Source organism: Nostoc sp. DedQUE04, from assembly GCF_034530995.1.
In the GTDB taxonomy this organism is placed as follows: Bacteria; Cyanobacteriota; Cyanobacteriia; order Cyanobacteriales; family Nostocaceae; genus Nostoc.
Genome location: NZ_JAVRCA010000057.1, coordinates 1 through 17530 on the forward strand (window position 1 = coordinate 1; position 17530 = coordinate 17530).

Sequence of the window (17530 nt, forward strand, 5' to 3'; positions counted from 1 at the left end):
ACACTGCAACGAGAAGAAGTGCCAGAGGATGAGGAAGAATTGCAAATGAAATCTCTGGACAATAGCACACTGCAACGAGAAGAAGTGCCAGAGGATGAGGAAGAATTGCAAATGAAATCTCTGGACAATAGCACACTGCAACGAGAAGAAGTGCCAGAAGATGAGGAAGAATTACAGATGAAGCCGATGGTGCAGCGTCAGGCTAATGCTGGGATGGTTGGTGCGCCAGACCTGGAAGCGTCCATTAACCAAGCTAGGGGTGGTGGAGTGGCGATCGCAGACAATATCCGTAAACCGATGGAGATGGCATTTGGCGCAGATTTCAGTAGGGTGAAGGTTCACACAGATGGTCAATCTGACCAGTTGAATCGGTCAATTCAGGCGCGGGCTTTCACAACGGGACAGGATGTGTTCTTTCGTTCGGGAGAATATAATCCTGGGAGTCGGGGAGGACAGGAGTTGTTAGCGCATGAGTTGACCCATGTAGTGCAGCAGAATGGTCGGGCAGTGCAAAGATTAGTGCAGAAAGCGGATACTGGTAATGAACAACCTGCCCCCGAAGTAGTACCACCACACACCGTAATTAATTATGACTCTGGAATATTAAGCGGTGGAGGAGCAATATGGGAACACATCGATTTTCAAGATGGGACAAGAATTAGTGTGAAGAGAAAGCCAGATACGAGGCGTTTTGTGTATGTAGATTATCGTGGCGGGCCATTTGACGGCTCCGGTTTTAGTGTATTTAATCAAGGATACAAAGCGCAAGAAACCAAACAATGGATTCTGAACTCATACGGTCAGGAATGCGTAAATTATTGGAATGCGTATCGCAACATGTATCCAACTTAGTGCGATCGCCCGATCTTCTAGGGTGCGTTAACGAAGTAACGTACCAAATCATCGGTTCGGTGCGTTACCGCGTAAACAACTAAATCGCCTGTCAAAATATCCAAACACGAACGCCTAATCTGCGTTAAGAGATTAAAGATGTTGTTGGCGTAGTTGTTTTCTACCTCATGGTCATTTCAGGTAACAATCCAGGGAAACGCTGCACAAGCTGCTTGCAGATTGGTATCGGTTTTATAGAAAGCGTGACGGTTGCAATACCTAAGCGTAGTGTGCCAGAGTAATCGCATTCCAAAATAACTTATTTCCGTTTTTAGTTTTAACACTTAACCTTAACTGAATTGTATTGCCTCTAATTCTTCCCTTACAGATAAAGGCTGATACCCCAATGCAAAAGCTTTGGAACTATCCAAAGAAACATCTGTTGGTCTAGGTGCTGCCATTTTCACATCTTGTTGGCGGCAGGATTTAAGTCTAGTGGCGGTAAGTTGAAATACTTCTACTAATATCTGTCCAAAATCATAACGGGAAATCCGCTCTTTGCCACCTAAATGAATGATGCCATTAATTTTTTCTAATGCTAGTAAGAGTCCTTTGGCGGCAGATGTTCCACTTACTGGGGTGCGAAATTCATCAATAAATAAATTTAGTTCTTTTTCGGCTTGTAAAGTTTGAATAAATGGCTGAATAAAGCTTTTCGCTGTGGGTGTTGCTGCACCAAACATCAACGGCATTCGACACACTGCGGTCATAGGATATCTTTCTAGCATACCTGCTTCTGCGATCGTCTTTTGCTCGCCGTAAAGATTGACAGGACACACGGCATCTGTTTCTCGATATGGAGCATTTAAACCATCAAAAACTAAGTCGGTTGAAGTAAAAGCACAAGGAATAGAATTATCCGCGCAAAGTCCGGCAATATTGCAGGATGCTGTGACGTTAATTGCGTGCGATTCTTCAGGGTGGGTTTGACAAAAATTTGGTTGCGAATGTGCAGCAGTATGAATAACTGCTTCTGGTTTGACATCATTAAAGATCCGTTTTAGTTCCTGAAAACTTGTTAAGTTCGCTTGTAAAATTTTCATACCAGGAATCTCTAAAGGATGGGATAAATAAGTACCATAAATATCCCATTCTTGTTTGGCAAGCTGGCAAAGATGCCATCCTAAAAAACCGCTTGCCCCAGTGATTAACAATTTTTTCATGTATAATCGTAAACCGCTCAAGAAAAAATCCTTGTTACAGCAGGCTTATATTTTACACTGAGTAGTGGCGATCGAATACTATTGCAGTAATTCCTGAAACTGTTTTTTACTACGCACTTTGCTAAAGTCAGGGTCAGTTTTTGCTAACTTCTTGTATTTATCAGGAACAAGCTCGATCGCTTTGTCTAGGTTCTCAATTGCTAATTCTAGATTGCTTTGTAAAGCATAAGAGCAAGCTTTGTTGTAATACGCTTGGTGCAAATCTTGCTTGATGGCGATCGCTCTATTATAAGATGCGATCGCATCTTGGTAGCGGTGCAGCTTTGTTAGAGCTATGCCTCGGTTAATTAAAGCTTCATATTTATCGGGTTTGATGGCGATCGCTCGATCGTAAGATCCAAGAGCATCTTTGTAGCGTTGCAACGATGTTAAGGCGATGCCACGATTATACCAAGCTTCATATTTGTCGGGTTTGATGGCGATCGCTCGATCGTAAGATCCAAGAGCATCTTGGTAGCGTTGCAACGATGTTAAGGCAATGCCACGATTAATCCAAGCTTCAGGACTCTCAACTTTGATAGCGATCGCTTTATCATAAGCTTTTATGGCATCTTCATAATTTTGTCTATCTAATAAATTATTACCTTGATGGAAGTAATCTTCTGCTTTTTGGGTAGCCTTCGCTTCTATGAAAAGTTGGGTTACATTGCTTTCTTGGACAACCTGTGTAGTATTTTCTACCGATGAGTTTCCCCCACCACTACAGCCAAATGTCAAGAAAGCTATCAAGCCAGATGCAACGAAGCAGTGCCGAAAAACCATGCTGTACCTACAAAAATTATTAGATGATGTTCAAATTTGTTAGTTTTTTGAGTATTATCAAAATACACTAGTTTTTACCCATTAATTTACTTATATTTATTTTCCCAAAAAGTTTTGTTGACGATGCATAAAACTTTATCAAAATCAAGCGTATGTAATAATATCATATTAAGTATACATAAAGCAATCGCTTAGAACCTGCTTTCCTCAAAAAACAATTTATTCGTGTTGCTATATATATTGCGTGGCTGTGACTCGTCGTAAACATCGCATTTGTGTAGTAATTCATCCTGATGAGAAGCTTCTTCAAACCGCCAATGCCGACGGTATAAATCAGCCAGGATCGCAAAGGTGAAGACAGAAGTAATATCAGAATAGTTAGTTTTTCCAACCTCTATCTCTATTAATTACTTTTATTTTATGCTTAAAAATAAAATTCAAAGTAAGCTCTAGATATTGATAAATCGTAGAAATAATTTATATTAAATATATGGCAATTTAAAGTTTTAATATTACTTAAAAACTTATTATCGGGAAAAATCCTCATAAAAATTGCTAGTGCATTCATAATGCCATGAGATAATTTTTGGCATTAAAATTGTATATTTTGTATTCATCATTTTTATTTAGGATATAAAAGTATGTCTCTTTTCTCCCCTGATGGTCGGACAAAAGTTAGCAACACTACAACTTCTCCATTTAGTGCTATAGGAAAGATGAGAATAAGTTGGAAAGGCCCAGATGGGGTTATTAATACTGCTGATGATATTATCATCAACGGTTCTGGCGCCATGATTGATTCCTACCACTTTTTAACAGCAGGACATTGTGTATATGATACGAGATATGGAGGTTGGGCAGATAAAATTGAGGTGATGCTTGGTTCTAAAGGAAATATCATTGCTGGTACAAACCGGGCTGATTATGAATACTATAGTGAAGCCAAATCTGTTTACACACGTTCTTTTGATGGATGGACTCAAGGAGATCAAACTAAAAGCGAAACTTTTCAATACGATATAGGATTGGTTACTCTTGACCGCAATATTGGAAACTTCACTGGCTGGTTTAACTATGGATATGACGATAATCTCAGCAGTGGAACTTTAATGAATGTCACTGGATACCCTTCTGATAAATTTGATTCCAATAGCGATGGGAAATTTGACAACTATGATATGTGGACTCAGAGTGGAAAAATCACAAGTACAACTGACTCGATATTGCGTAGTAATGAGCTAGATATCCTACCTGGAAATAGTGGAGGCCCTCTCTGGCTTAATAATTCCAACACAAATAAACCAACTATTTATGGAGTAGCTTCAAATGAGACAACCAGCAACAAAACTCCGCTTTACAACGAGTTCGCCCGAATTACAAGCACTCGATATAATGAGATTCAAAACTGGATCGACCAAGACAATACCGCGCGCCAACCCACTGACAAAGCTGATTTAGTAGATTCTGATGTGTGGTTTAACACCACTCTTGGAAGTTTTAATAATAAAACTATCAAATATGGGGAAAATTTTAGCATCACAGTCTATCCTCGCAACAATGGTACAGCCGCGACAGGCACTTTCTCGGTTTCGTTTTATGCTTCTACTGATACCAATATCACTGATAATATTGGTTCTCATTACTTAATTGGTAATACAACTATTTCTTCGATTAATCCATTCAATTCGGGAACAGCGACTTGGAGTGGTGCGTTTCCTAATATCCCAATTGGAAATTACTATGTTATTTCATTTCTAGATCCAACTAATTCAATCCAAGAGTTTGATGAAAGTCTAAGCAGCAACCAAAAGGTATTTAAAACTTTACTCACTGTTACCAATAGTACGCCTACTTCGCCAGATATGACCGTTTCATCAACCGTTAGCTCTCCTTTATCAGCCAATGAAGAAAATCTTACCTTAACAGGTGCAGATGATATTAATGGGACTGGTAATACTAGTAATAACAATCTAAATGGTGGAAATGGCAATGACATCCTTATAGGGGGAAGTGGTAATGATACTTTCGTTGGAGGTTTAGGTAACGATACACTAACGGGAGGAACTGAATCTAATGTTTTTACTATTAATACCCCTGCTGAGGGTATTCATAACATTACAGATTTTTCGTCCTTAGATGACACAATTTATGTTTCTAAAATAGGGTTTGGAGGTGGACTTAGTGAGGGTATACTTCAAGCCACGCAATTTTTTATCGGTTCAGTAGCAGAAGATAGTAGCGATCGCTTTATCTACAACAATAATACAGGAGGTTTATTCTTTGATGCTGATGGTACAGGCTCATTTAGTCAAATCCAAGTTGCTCAACTAGCAATAGGTCTAGCTATGACTAATACAAATATTTTCGTGATTGCCTAATAAGTAAAGACGCGATTTATCGCGTCTTTACATAAGGGTTTTGGGTTTATCTGAACTGTATTACTCTATTTTCTCTGTGCAAGGCTTAACTAATGCCAAACACTGACTCGACAGTTGACTTAATCGAATCCCGCGCATCTTTCAAAGTTTGGCTAATGGGATGTTTTGCCTGCAAAAATGCGCGCGCACAATTGCGTCCCGGCATTCCCGAAATTGAACCACCTGGATGAGTCCCTGCACCAGTCAAAAATAGATTATCAATTGGCGTTTTGTAGTTCGCTATTTCTGGCAAGGGACGGAAGAATACCATTTGATCTAGGGTCATGTCAACATGGTAATAATTCCCTTTGTACGCACCTAATCTTTCTCCTAGTTCGGCTGGACTTTCTACCCGACGGGCGATAGTTGCATTCTTGACATTGGGTGCATAGTCTGCCAATTTATCAATCACCCGATCTGCAACTTTGTTTTTCAATTCATCCGTCCAACCAGTACCTTTTAAACCAGTGCCTTCTGCACCAGCAATTTGATAAGGAGCAAAAAACTCAATCCATAGAGTGTGCTTACCTGGTGGTGCTAATGTGGGATCTAAATAACTAGGCATCACCAAGTACATTGATGGGTCAGCATCAGGAATTTCTCCCAAAGTACATTTACTATGAGCCTGTTCTACATGAGCCACAGAATCAGCAATCAAAATAGAACCAACCAGATATTCATCTTTGTGAGCGTGGTGAGGAAAGTGGAGTGGTTCGTCTAAAGCCAAATCTATTTTGAGGATGGTTTCGTTGTTGTTAACGATGCGGCGTTCTAATCTTTCCCATAAATTTGGGTCGGCTCCATCAATATCGCTTTTATCTGTCATTTGTAAGAACAACCGCTTGGCATCAATATTAGAAATAACCCCGTATTTAGCGCGATATTCTTTTCCACCAGCAACCCGCACACCTACAGCTTTGCCATCATCAATTAAAACTTTTTCAACGTGCTGATCTGTGAGAATAACGCCACCTTTACTTGTGACTAAATTCACCAAAGCTTGCACAAGTGCGCCAGTTCCGCCGCGAGGTCTGGCCATCCCCGGATTATGACGCATTGCCATCATAATTGCACCAATGGCAAGGGTTTTTTGTGATGGCGGCGCACCAAGTTCTGCTGATAGTCTGGCTAGTGGCGCTTTCAGAAATTCTTCATCAAACCACTCGTTAAGTAAATCCTCAGCGCTGGTCAACATCGTGCGAATAAAGTCCAGCGTTTTGTTTGGAGAACCAATAACAGAAAATAAATCTTTCAGTTTGGTGATGTCGTAGTTACCAAGGATGTCTATAACTGATTTTGGCGGTGCATTAAACATAGGAATCATTGCACCTAGCGCTCGCTGCCAAAAGTCTACAAATTCTGCATATTTTTTGGCATCACGTTGGTTGTAACGGGCGATTTCTGCACAAGTCTTTTCCAGCGACTTATGTCCTAAAAAATACTTCCCATCAGGATGAGGACAGAAAACAACCGGATCGCACTCCAAATAATGCAAGCCATATTTTTCTAGTTCTAATTCTTCAACAACTGGCCCTAAATGAATAAATTCATGGTCAATCGCACACAAATTGAATTTAAATCCAGGAGCTTCTTGGGGTAGACATTCTTCAGTTGTTGCTGCACCACCGATAACAGAACGCTTTTCTAGTAACAGGACGCTATAACCAGCTTTTAGCAAATAAGCTGCACAAACTAACCCATTGTGCCCAGCACCGATCAGCACAACATCATACTCTTGCATAGTTGTCATTTTGAAATTAAGTAGCTTTTAAAAGCTTACAAAACTTTTAAAAAATTTACATCATTCCCTAGTTACAAAAACTATCCTTAACTATTGTCAATACTACTAAAGAGATAATTCAGTAATTGATGATGGTATTTGCTTCACTTGAGTTTCTACCAGAAGTATTAAACTACCCTTTTCTACTTTTATATCTTTAATCTTGAACGCCATATCTTCCCATTTTAAAGATGGTAGATTCATCAGTTCTTTGGCTTTCTGCATTATTGCTGTAACTAATTCTATTGAAACACCCTCTCCCTCGGTGCAGTTAAAACTCTCCAGCATCGCGGGTTGTGAATGAGTCCGTGGACGAAGCACCGCAGTGTAGGCTAAAGGGCGAGTATTTCCCATTTCCTTTAACAGCACTCTTCCCCTACATTCAATTTTGCCTTCACCAGGTAAAAATACTTGAATTTTTTGCGGCTCAAAACTGACAATCTCGCCATCTACATCCAAATCAAAGTTTTGCATCTGGCTACTAACAAAGTCTGATGCCAAAGTGCGGTTCATATCCACTTCTGTGAGTACAATCCGAGCAATGGCATTTACAGCCTCATTGAGTTCTATTTGACCAAAAAGAGCGCTAAAGGGATTGATGTCAATACTATCTGTTTGCAGTTTTATTTCCTGTACGCGAATGTCTTCTTTAATCACTAATCCTTGACCAGTAACCGACACTCCATCCGCTTGTCCTTGAAGTATTTTTAACAGGTCGGTTTTTACATCTATTTCTATTTCTTCTACTTCATCTAGCTGATTGGATACTTGTTTTTCAGCTTCTTGGGATAAAAATTGTTCTTCTAACCGATGCTCATTAGGCATGAATTACTAATTCTCATAAATGTCCTCTTATTATTTACTGTAAAGGCTAGATACTAACAAGCGGCTCTATATTACGATATATGCAAATGGGAGGATTGAGTAATTAAGTAGAAAGTATTGTTTGTTTTTTTAGTTTTGCTTTTTTAGTAACAACCATTTTTACACCACCGCTAGGGACAATTGTAATTCCACGACGGACTGGATGCACAGGACGTTTATCAGTAAGGCTTAATTCAAAACGGGATAATATTATAGCTGTTACTAATTTTAGTTCGTACATGGAAAAGGCTGCACCAATACAACCGCGATAACCTCCACCAAAGGGTAAATATTCGTAAGGTGAAAATTTTTGGTTGAGGAATCTTTCTGGGCGAAACTGTTCTGGTTCTGGGTAAGTCTCGGCTCGGCGATGTGCTAAATAAATACAGGGAACTAAAACTGTTTCTGATGTAAATTTATGCTCCATAATTTCCACTCTATCTTTTACCATTCGCGGTGTGCAGATTAAAGCAATAGGGTGAATTCGCAGTGTTTCTTGACAAACGGCGGTGAGATAAGGTAATTGGGCAATTGTTTCAGGATTTGTGAGATTGTCCAAGGTGTTTAGTTCTTGCATTAGCCGATGTTTCACCTTTGGGTGAGAGTGAATTAAATAAAATATCCAGGCTAATACACCAGATGTAGTTTCGTAACCCAATAGCAATAATGAAACTAGTTGATCGCGTAATTCCTCATCTGTCATCTGTTGCCCATTTACGTCATACGCTGACATCAGCAGACTGAGAATATCTGTACGCGCAGGATCATTTTGCCAACGTCTTTCAGAAATTTCTGCATAGATGAGTTTGTCAATTTGCTCTCGTCTTTTTAAGAAAATTCCCCAAGGACTCCATGCGCCTAAATCTTTTTGCAGCGAAGGAAAGAAAAACAAGCTGGAATACCAAGGTTTAGTTACGTCTTCTAATAAAGAACTCAATTGTTCTTTTAATTGTTGGTAACGCACACCATGAGTAATCCCAAATACCACTTGTAAGATAATTTCTAAAGTGATATTTGACATTAATTTGTGTATACAAATATTTGTATCTGATGTCCAATTTTGTGTAATCTCTTCAGTTATTTGACAAATTGCTTGTCCATAAGATTTTAAATTATCGCCATGAAATGCTGGAAGTAATAGCTGTCGCTGTTGTTGGTGCGATCGCGCCTCTTGAAATACAATAGAATTCTCTCCAAACAAGGGTTTAAATACATGGGTTGCTTTTTTAAAATCTAACTTGTGTGCAGGGATGGCAAAACAATCGCTAATTGCTTGGGGATGGCTAAAAAATACTATCGGTGGTGACTTTAAACCCATTACCTGTACTGTGAAAACATCACCATATTTGGCAGCATTATTTTCTAAAAATTTTGTTGGTTCAGCAATTAATTGCAGAGTTTGTAACAACGCTGGTGTGCTGAGATTATCAAATAGTTTCATTGTTTATTAGATACTTTTAGGATTTCAGAAGGTGCAAATAATTCAATCCGCTTGGGTTAAGGCTTACTTCTCCCTAACACTCCTTAAAAAAGATGCAATTAGAGCAAGCTTTGTTAATATTTTCAGGGGATAGTAGGGAGTTAATTACTACTAAGTAACCCGTAGTGGTAATTAATCACTATTAATTTTTACAAAGTTAATGATAATATTTTTTCTGAATTTTTAAAGCGATTTACAGAAAAAACTTACTCAATTATTTTGGGATACACATATTAAAGTTACGTCTTTTGGTGATATTGAAATGCCTTATTTTAATGTATAATCTCACTCTTAAAATTCATTCTTTTTACAGTTGTAATATATTAAAATCCCCTATAGTCCTCTTTTAAAGAGGACTATAGGGGATTGTTTAAAAGCATTGAAAATCTATCTAAATGTATAGATAATTGACAGTTTGCTGAACGCAACCATTAAACCTCGCAGCATCAAACAGAGGTTGTCTGGAGGATGGAAGACCTCACCTGACGTTGACTCGTGACAACCATCTCAATGGGACGATCTGGCCCTGTCACCAAGCCACGGCGTTTAGGTCGCACTTCACCTTTATTAACTAGTTCTAATTCCTTGCTAGAAAGGATTTGAGCAAGTGCTAGCTTCATTTCCAACTGGGCAAACGCTAGCCCAATACAGCGTCTAGCACCAGCGCCAAAGGGCAAATATTCATAAGCAGAAAATTGCCGTTCTAAAAAGCGTTCTGGTTTAAACTGCTTAGGTTCTGGATAAATATCTTCCCGTTGGTGGGTCAGATAAATAGAACCAATTAGGACTGTACCCGGTTCTAGTTCGTAACCGCCCAGCGATATCGGTGTTTTTACTCTTCTGGGAAAAGTTAGCATACCTACTGGATAAATCCGCAATGTCTCGGAACAAACAGCGTTGAGATAAGGTAATTTGAAAACAGTGCTAGGATCTGGGTTATCGCCCAAGCTATCTAATTCTTGCAGTAGCTTTTGGCGCACTGATGGTATTTTATGAATCCAGTAGAATGCCCATGCTAAGGCTGTTGCTGTGGTTTCGTGACCAGCGACTAACAGAGTCATCAATTCATCGCGCAACTCTTCATCGGTCATGGGTTGATCGGCTTCATCTCTAGCAGCCATGAGTAAGCTAAGAATATCCGTGCGTGATGAATCTGGTTGTTCTCGACGTTCCCGAATTTCCTCATAGAGGAGTTGGTCAGCTTCTTGCTGAAGGCGCATCTGATTTCCCCAGAAGTTAATCGGGCCAAAATCTCTTTGCAAAGCTGGAAAATAAGCCAAAGCCACACTTAAGCGAGAACTGGCCTTTTCTAAAAGATCGCCCAAAAAATGCTGTAGTTTTTCGGCGCGAGGCCCTTCATACAGCCCAAATACAGCTTGCATAATCACCCGCAGGGTAATAGCTTGAGTAGCAGACCGAATATTAAAGGGTTTGCCTATCTGGTATTGGTTGATAACTTGCTTGGTGACATCGGTAATCACCTGACTATAATTCCGCATTCTTTCGCCGTGAAAGGGAGGCATTAACAACTGGCGTTGACGCTGGTGTTCTGCACCGCTAATGCTAATCACAGAATGCTTTCCCAGCAAAGGTTCAAACACCTTATTCAGATCGCCAGGGGCTTCTAATTCCTTGGTATCAGTTGTCAAAATTTGCTGTTGCGCTTGGGGGTTGCTGACAACCACCATAGGAGGCAGATTTTTGTCTAATCGGAGAGTAAAAATCTCGCCATAGGTTTTGGCACAATCCTCCATAAATAACATCGGATTAACAATCCAGCGCATCATCTGTACAACTGCTGGAGTTTGCGGCCCATTTGGGAATTTCATAAATTTTTTTCCGATTAAATATTTTTTGCTACTTCAACTAATTGAAATTTTGGTTGCCTGACCATTTAAAGTACTTATTCTAACGTTGCAAAAAAGCAATAAACTGTTACAACCTCGAAGATGTAAAATTTTGGTTAAATTCAACGAGCATCTACAGTTTCACTTCATCGTCAAAAGGTACTCAGCATGACTGCAATCTCCGCAAAGGCATCTTCAGCGCTTCCCAATTTTTCGGAAGGGATTCAATATTTTGGTGAAGCTTTACCAGATTTTGAAACTTATGGTGCAACACCTGCTATCGAATCGGGCAAAGTAGCGATCGCATCTCCCACAGAACCAAATGCAGTATATCAAACTTTACTTGCTGCCGATGCCCTGCGCTACCTAACTTTGCAAGTTACTGGTAGTAAGGCTTCTGGGCATCCCGGCGGATTCGCCAGCCAAGCAGAAGCTTACGCATCTCTTGTCATGCTGGGATACAAAAACATTATTACCGAAGTTGGACACCACGCCCCCGGATTTTATAGTGCCATGTTCTTGGATCGATCGCTAGAGGACATGGGAATTTTTACAGTCCAAGAATTGCGCGATCGCTTCCGAGAAAAGCACGGACTTTTAGGACACCTTTCTGGTTACATTCCCGGTATTCTCGCACCTGCGGGGCCTTTGGGACAAGGGCAACACTTTGCAATGGCGGCTGCACTCCTGCACAAAGATAAGTTATTCCCCTTTACAGTTGGGGATGGGGGATTGGGTGAGCCTTATATTGTAAGTGCGATCGCACATTTTCATACTGCTTATCCTGCTGTCACCAACTTTTTGCCGATATTAGTGTGGAACGGTTACAGCCAAGAACATCACAGCATGGTTTCCCTGAAAACCAACCCAGAGATGCAAGCATATTGGCAAGGTAACGGTTTTGATGAAGTGGTGTTAGTTGATGCCAAAGATTTCGACGATCGAGATCAGCCAGGGGATTACGTTGATAGTACTGCCTTTTCCTTTGAGAAACGCCTAGAATTTACTCAAGCAGTACTTTCTGGTATAGATAAAGCAGCGCGATCGGCACTGGGTGGTAAACTTACCGTCTTCATCATTAAACAACTCAAAGGTGCAGGAGTCCACGCGCGAGGTGCAAAATCCCACAACCTTTATCCTAAAGACACGCTAGATGCGCCTCATATTATTAGTGCATTGCAAACCCGTGCTTTGTCTGTGGAAGCTTGGCAATTAGTTAGAACAAATGCAGAACGCGCCGGTGGTGGCCCAGCAGGGAAAACTGTGGTGACAGAATTTGAATTTCCATTACCAGATTTAGGCGAATTACCTTTAGAAGAATATGCAGTTGGAGGTGAACCAAAAGTTTCCACAACTGCGATGGGACGATTAGTAGGAATAGTTGGAAATAAAGATCGAAATTTCCTTGTCACCAACGCCGATGGTAATGAAGCATCAGGAATTGCCAACATTAACCAAGCATTAAAGATTATCCATCCCACAACCGACGACTTATATAACCAAGCGCCAAATGGACAAGTTTATGAACCATTGAGTGAAGATGCTTGTGCTGGTTTAGCTGCGGGTTTAGCGTTAATGGGTGCGAGAACTTTGTGGTGTTCTTACGAATCTTTTGCCATCAACGGATTACCAATTTGGCAAACTGTAACCCAATCAATGGCAGAATTGCGCCGTCCAACTCCCTCGACTATTACTTTATTCACAGCAGGCGCATTAGAACAAGGGCGCAACGGTTGGACTCACCAACGTCCCGAAATTGAAGCTTACTTTGCTTCGTTGATGCGAAATGGAAATGTTTTCCCATTATTTCCGCCTGATGCTAATAGTATTCAAGCCTGTTATGATTGGGCATTGAAAACTAAGAATAAGGGAATTGTAATTACAGCCAGTAAATCGCCGTTACCAATTCGCACAACTTTAGAACAAACTCGTCAAGGGTTGCGCGATGGTGCAGTGTTATTACATGAAATCGCTGGCGATAAACAAGTTGTATTTGCTGTAATTGGCGATATGACATTAATGCCAGTATTTGAAGCTGCTGCTTTCTTGGAAACTGAAGGTATTGGTGCGAAGATTGTTTCTGTTATTAACCCCAGACGTTTGTATCGTCCCCACGATACAGCATGGGATATCTGTTCCGAACCTGATGGTGATTTCTTAGATGATGCGAAATTTGCCGAATTATTTGATGGCGATGCGCTAATTGCGGTTACTGGTGGTGCTGCGTCGATGCTAGAACCGATCCTGTTACGGAGTACAGCGAAGCGCGACACCTTTGCATGGAAACGTGGCGAAACTACCGCGAGTGCTGGTGAGTTGATGGCGTTTAATGGATTAACTGCTGAAGCGTTAACAAAACGTGCGATCGCATTAGTGCATTAAGCCTGAGTTTTGCAAGTAGAATAGTTCAATTTTTAGCCGCAGATATACGCAGATAGACGCATAGATATTGGCGTTTTAATACGTATATCTGCGGTTCTCATTAGGATTTTTATTTTGCAAGTATATAAATATTGAAAAAATAAAAAATCAATGAAAAAGATAATATTTATAACTGGTGTCACACGAATGAGAGAAGGATTTGTATGCATAAGTGGTTTGGATGAGATAGGTAAATTCGTCAGACCAGAAATTCACTATCCTGAAAGGCCAGGTATTAAAAAAGAGTTTCTTTATGTCCAAGGACAAGTAGTAATAAAACCTCTCGCTAAAGTAGAATTAGAGTTTTTAAATCCTGTTTCAAAATCAGTATTTCATACAGAAGATTGGGAAATTGATGGTAATATTCAGCCCAGATTAGTAAGTATACCTACTGACAGTGAAAAGTTAGCAATTTTTAATCAAAATACCGACTTTTCATTAGAATATGCCTTAGCTGAAGAATCACGTTCAATTGTTATTGTCAAAAGCCGTGAAATTCCTGAAATTGAAGTTAGGGTATGGGAAGATAAATTAAAATGTCATCTATCATTTTACGACGAGAGTGGTGATTATCATTGTCATTTACCCATAACAGATGTAAATTGGTTGGCAGCTTGTAAATATCTTTGGCAAACAGATAGAGTAAACTTAAAAGGAAGATTAACTAAAGCATTACAAGGAAAAGATATATTTATTAGAATTGGTATTACAAGAGAATGGAGAGGTCAAGTGTGGCGACAAATTTCTGGAATTTTTTCAGTTCCAGATTGGTTGAAAGGAAAATGTTTTGACGATTTAGGATATGATTTTAACGATTATGTATGAGAATAATAGAGCATGAAATCTAAAGATAATTTGATTCAGAATGAAAATTTTTTAATTTTATTTACTATAGGTCATTCCAACCTTAGCACTAATAAATTCTTAGAGCTTCTGAAAGCGAACGGTATTTTATGTATTATCGATGTAAGAAGTATTCCCCATAGTAAGTACAACAAAAATTTTGCCAAGGGTCATATTTCTTCAGAATTATCCCAACATGGAATTGATTATATTTGGATGGGAGATACTTTAGGAGGTCGCCGGGATGACTTAAAAAATTCTATAGGCTTTAGAGAAGATGACAGGTATGATTCAAATGAGAAATATAATAATGCAGTGTTAGAGCTTATGCATATAGGCTTTACTAAACCTACTGCTATAATGTGCAGTGAAGAAGACCCTCGTCGCTGTCATCGACATAAAATAATCGTTCATACTTTATTACACAAATTTCCAGAAAAGTACAAAATAAATAACATAAAAATCAGCCATATTCGTGCTAGTGGAAAACTCGAAGATGCCTCTTTAATTCAAATTTACTTTCAACCTTCACTATTTTGATGAATTCTTAAGATATGGAAATTATATATACTATTGGATTTACTAAAAAATCTGCACAACACTTCTTTGAATTATTAAAAAATGAAAAAATAGATTTAATAGCGGATGTCCGTCTCAACAACACAGGTCAATTGGCAGGATTTACTAAAAAAAAGGACTTAGAATATTTTCTCAGTCTTATAGAAATTAAATATGAACATTGGACTCACTTTGCTCCAACGAAAGACATACGTGATAAGTATCATACAACCGGGGAGTGGGAAGAATATCAATGTTCATATCGAAGTCTTATTAAAAATAGAAAAGCATTGGAACAGTTAAACAAAACTCTACTCAATAATCAAAGGATATGCTTGCTATGTTCTGAGCATACCCCAGAAAAATGTCATCGAAGAATTGCATCAGAAATGCTAGCTGATATGAGCAAGGGTATGAAAATAATTCATCTTTAGATACTATATAATATACTTAATACAGCTTTTGACTACGGCATAATACGGGAATAATTTTTTTTTAGCCACCGATTCAATCGTTAGGCACTCAAGAGAATAAATTTAGGAAGTATACATCGCATTGTTTACATTAATTTATCAGGAGCGATCGCGTCACCTCACCCAAGCTTAAAATTAGTCTATAATAGGGTCATCCCGAAAATTTTTCTCAATTTAGAAGTTAATTATGCTGATAAAATTTGAAGAAATATATAGAGATATTGATACTTTACCAGAAGAAGCTCAAATATTACTACTAGATTTTATTCAATTACTCAAAAAGCGTTATCCACAAACAGAATCAGAAAATCATAGTCAAGAAAAAAGTCTCTATGAAAAGTTTGATGAAATTGGATTAATTGGTTTTTGTTCTGTTGACGAAAATTTATCAACAACCTATAAAGAAGTTTTATCTAATACATTAGATAATAAATATGATCATCGTTGATACAGGATTTTGGTTAGCCCTTATTGATAAAAAAGACACCTACCACGAAAAAGCAAAACAGGCTTTAAAACAATATAATGAACCTTTAATTACAACATGGTGTGTTGTCACAGAAACTTGTTATCTTTTGCTAACTCGCAAGGGAGTTGAAGCTGAAATTATTTTTATAAATAGTCTGCAAGAAGAATTATTTACGATTTTTAATTTAGAACTTAACCATACTGCTCGAATTATTGAATTAATGAAAAAATATGCTGATCTTCCAATGGATTTGGCTGATGCTTCCCTAGTAATTTTAGCAGAACATTTAGGGCATGGACGCATTTTTTCAGTAGATCAGCGTGACTTTAATACCTATCGTTGGAAGCAAAGTTATCCTTTTGAAAATCTCCTATTTTGAAGTAATTATAAATTTATCAGCCGCGATCGCGCAATTTCTCTTCTAACAATAGGGCGTACTTGTATGCTGTGGAGTGAAACAATTACCACAGTTAAATAGCAAATAACATCTTCTGTGCAATGGCATAAAATGGCAAAAACTGCCATAATATAGAAAAACAGATTCAAAAACTAACCCTCGTGAAAAGTATCAATATTTCCTTACCTGACACCATGCGAGCTTATATAGAAGAACAGGTAGCTCAAGGTGGTTATAGCAGTGTTAGCGAATATTTTCGTGAATTAGTGCGACAAGACCAAAAACAGAGAGCTAAAGAACGTCTAGAAACAATGCTTCTGGAGGGATTAAACTCTGGGAATGCAACAGAAATGACTGTTCAAGATTGGGAAGATATACGTCAAACAATCCGAGAAAGAATGAACAAACATCAAGATGCAATTTAGCCGTGATGTTTGAAATAAAAAAAAGACCTCAAGTTATCCGGGACTTAATAGACTTAGCAACGTACATAGCACAAGATAACTTAAATGTTTCAGACCGCTTTTTAACAGCAGCCGAAGGAACATTTAAACAATTAGCAAAAACCCCGGCTATTGGAAAACCATGTAAATTTGTCCATCCAAATCTAGCAGAAATTCGACAAATATCTATCAAAGGATTTCAAAAATATCTTATCTTTTACCGCATCACTGAATCAGCAATTGATATTCTACGGGTCATTCATGGTGCAAGAGACATTGAATTAATATTTGATGAAGACTTAGAACTATAGCTTATCCTGCAAGTCATCAATTTTTTCCTGTAGTTAAGATTTTACACAAGGATGGAACCATGACTAACACTCAAAAGATGGTTCACTTAAACTTAGATTTGTCACCTGAACTAAATCAAATATTAGACGAATTAGCAAATAAAATAGGCACAAGTAAAAGTGATGTTTTGCGTCAGGCTATAACCTTGATGCAAATTATGGTTATAGCTAAAGAGGAAACCAAAAAATTAGGAGTTCCAGAAGCAAATCAATTGATACCGATTGGACGTAGATTTAGGAAGTATACATCGCAGTGTTCACATTAATTTATCAAGCGCGATCGCATCACCTCATTCAGGTTTAAAAGTTGTA

17 protein-coding genes are annotated in these 17530 nt (G+C 38.7%); 11 read left to right on the top strand and 6 right to left on the bottom strand.

The features are described 5' to 3' along the window. Window positions 1-852 (top strand): DUF4157 domain-containing protein (locus RM049_RS29365; protein WP_322706684.1); only part of this gene is annotated, 852 nt, incomplete at its 5' end. Window positions 853-1181: 329 nt separating this feature from the next. Here the strand turns inward: RM049_RS29365 and RM049_RS29370 are convergent. Together RM049_RS29370 and RM049_RS29375 are read right to left on the bottom strand one after the other, a co-directional pair. Next, window positions 1182-2054, bottom strand: a complete 873-nt coding sequence (locus RM049_RS29370; protein ID WP_322706685.1) for an NAD(P)-dependent oxidoreductase — start codon at window positions 2052-2054, stop codon at window positions 1182-1184. 78 nt (window positions 2055-2132) lie between these two features. Next, window positions 2133-2876, bottom strand: coding sequence for a tetratricopeptide repeat protein (locus tag RM049_RS29375; protein ID WP_322706686.1), 744 nt, complete (start codon window positions 2874-2876; stop codon window positions 2133-2135). Window positions 2877-3517: 641 nt separating this feature from the next. Here RM049_RS29375 and RM049_RS29380 point away from each other — a divergent pair. Next, window positions 3518-5254 (top strand): trypsin-like serine protease, encoded by a 1737-nt coding sequence (locus RM049_RS29380; protein WP_322706687.1) that lies wholly within the window; start codon window positions 3518-3520, stop codon window positions 5252-5254. An 85-nt stretch (window positions 5255-5339) separates the two neighbouring features. On the opposite strand, the gene crtO is transcribed toward RM049_RS29380, so the two are convergent. From crtO to RM049_RS29400, 4 genes are all read right to left on the bottom strand, one after another. Further along, a complete protein-coding gene (gene crtO / locus RM049_RS29385) occupies window positions 5340-7034 on the bottom strand; it encodes a beta-carotene ketolase CrtO (protein ID WP_322671400.1) in 1695 nt (564 codons plus the stop codon). A 105-nt stretch (window positions 7035-7139) separates the two neighbouring features. Next, a complete protein-coding gene (locus RM049_RS29390; protein WP_322671294.1) occupies window positions 7140-7898 on the bottom strand; it encodes a DUF2993 domain-containing protein in 759 nt (252 codons plus the stop codon). 103 nt (window positions 7899-8001) lie between these two features. Next, window positions 8002-9378 (bottom strand): cytochrome P450, encoded by a 1377-nt coding sequence (locus RM049_RS29395; RefSeq protein WP_322706688.1) that lies wholly within the window; start codon window positions 9376-9378, stop codon window positions 8002-8004. A 485-nt stretch (window positions 9379-9863) separates the two neighbouring features. Continuing rightward, a complete protein-coding gene (locus tag RM049_RS29400; protein WP_322691202.1) occupies window positions 9864-11246 on the bottom strand; it encodes a cytochrome P450 in 1383 nt (460 codons plus the stop codon). 186 nt (window positions 11247-11432) lie between these two features. On the opposite strand from RM049_RS29400, the gene RM049_RS29405 reads away from it, so the two are divergent. The 9 genes from RM049_RS29405 (at window position 11433) to RM049_RS29445 (ending at window position 17484) form a co-directional block, all read left to right on the top strand. Continuing rightward, window positions 11433-13646 (top strand): phosphoketolase, encoded by a 2214-nt coding sequence (locus RM049_RS29405; protein WP_322691201.1) that lies wholly within the window; start codon window positions 11433-11435, stop codon window positions 13644-13646. Between the two features lie 150 nt (window positions 13647-13796). Beyond that, window positions 13797-14510 (top strand): hypothetical protein, encoded by a 714-nt coding sequence (locus RM049_RS29410; protein ID WP_322691200.1) that lies wholly within the window; start codon window positions 13797-13799, stop codon window positions 14508-14510. A gap of 12 nt (window positions 14511-14522) precedes the next feature. Beyond that, entirely contained in the window at window positions 14523-15068 is a 546-nt protein-coding gene (locus tag RM049_RS29415; protein ID WP_322691199.1) for a DUF488 domain-containing protein, read from the top strand. Between the two features lie 14 nt (window positions 15069-15082). After that, the gene (locus RM049_RS29420; RefSeq protein WP_322691198.1) at window positions 15083-15520 is read left to right on the top strand and encodes a DUF488 domain-containing protein; all 438 of its coding nucleotides are present in this window, start codon (window positions 15083-15085) and stop codon (window positions 15518-15520) included. 226 nt (window positions 15521-15746) lie between these two features. Beyond that, the gene (locus RM049_RS29425; protein ID WP_322691197.1) at window positions 15747-16007 is read left to right on the top strand and encodes a DUF2281 domain-containing protein; all 261 of its coding nucleotides are present in this window, start codon (window positions 15747-15749) and stop codon (window positions 16005-16007) included. Continuing rightward, window positions 15994-16407 (top strand): type II toxin-antitoxin system VapC family toxin, encoded by a 414-nt coding sequence (locus RM049_RS29430; protein ID WP_322691196.1) that lies wholly within the window; start codon window positions 15994-15996, stop codon window positions 16405-16407. Before RM049_RS29425 ends, RM049_RS29430 begins: the two co-directional genes overlap by 14 nt. 179 nt (window positions 16408-16586) lie before the next feature. Next, a complete protein-coding gene (locus RM049_RS29435; RefSeq protein WP_322671300.1) occupies window positions 16587-16850 on the top strand; it encodes a type II toxin-antitoxin system ParD family antitoxin in 264 nt (87 codons plus the stop codon). Window positions 16851-16855: 5 nt separating this feature from the next. Next, complete coding sequence (locus tag RM049_RS29440) at window positions 16856-17179, top strand: type II toxin-antitoxin system RelE/ParE family toxin (protein WP_322691210.1); 324 nt, start codon at window positions 16856-16858, stop codon at window positions 17177-17179. 59 nt (window positions 17180-17238) lie between these two features. Beyond that, window positions 17239-17484, top strand: a complete 246-nt coding sequence (locus RM049_RS29445; RefSeq protein WP_322691195.1) for a ribbon-helix-helix protein, CopG family — start codon at window positions 17239-17241, stop codon at window positions 17482-17484. Window positions 17485-17530 lie beyond the last annotated feature (46 nt).

Excerpts from the sequence above, each read along its gene's own strand:
- RM049_RS29425 (WP_322691197.1), top strand. The coding sequence starts at position 15,747 with ATGCTGATAAAATTTGAAGAAATATATAGAGATATTGATACTTTACCA.
- RM049_RS29375 (WP_322706686.1), bottom strand. The coding sequence starts at position 2,876 with ATGGTTTTTCGGCACTGCTTCGTTGCATCTGGCTTGATAGCTTTCTTG.
- RM049_RS29380 (WP_322706687.1), top strand. The coding sequence starts at position 3,518 with ATGTCTCTTTTCTCCCCTGATGGTCGGACAAAAGTTAGCAACACTACA.
- RM049_RS29395 (WP_322706688.1), bottom strand. The coding sequence starts at position 9,378 with ATGAAACTATTTGATAATCTCAGCACACCAGCGTTGTTACAAACTCTG.
- RM049_RS29415 (WP_322691199.1), top strand. The coding sequence starts at position 14,523 with ATGAAATCTAAAGATAATTTGATTCAGAATGAAAATTTTTTAATTTTA.
- RM049_RS29445 (WP_322691195.1), top strand. The coding sequence starts at position 17,239 with ATGACTAACACTCAAAAGATGGTTCACTTAAACTTAGATTTGTCACCT.
- RM049_RS29420 (WP_322691198.1), top strand. The coding sequence starts at position 15,083 with ATGGAAATTATATATACTATTGGATTTACTAAAAAATCTGCACAACAC.
- RM049_RS29370 (WP_322706685.1), bottom strand. The coding sequence starts at position 2,054 with ATGAAAAAATTGTTAATCACTGGGGCAAGCGGTTTTTTAGGATGGCAT.
- RM049_RS29430 (WP_322691196.1), top strand. The coding sequence starts at position 15,994 with ATGATCATCGTTGATACAGGATTTTGGTTAGCCCTTATTGATAAAAAA.
- crtO (WP_322671400.1), bottom strand. The coding sequence starts at position 7,034 with ATGCAAGAGTATGATGTTGTGCTGATCGGTGCTGGGCACAATGGGTTA.
- RM049_RS29400 (WP_322691202.1), bottom strand. The coding sequence starts at position 11,246 with ATGAAATTCCCAAATGGGCCGCAAACTCCAGCAGTTGTACAGATGATG.
- RM049_RS29390 (WP_322671294.1), bottom strand. The coding sequence starts at position 7,898 with ATGCCTAATGAGCATCGGTTAGAAGAACAATTTTTATCCCAAGAAGCT.
- RM049_RS29440 (WP_322691210.1), top strand. The coding sequence starts at position 16,856 with ATGTTTGAAATAAAAAAAAGACCTCAAGTTATCCGGGACTTAATAGAC.
- RM049_RS29410 (WP_322691200.1), top strand. The coding sequence starts at position 13,797 with ATGAAAAAGATAATATTTATAACTGGTGTCACACGAATGAGAGAAGGA.
- RM049_RS29405 (WP_322691201.1), top strand. The coding sequence starts at position 11,433 with ATGACTGCAATCTCCGCAAAGGCATCTTCAGCGCTTCCCAATTTTTCG.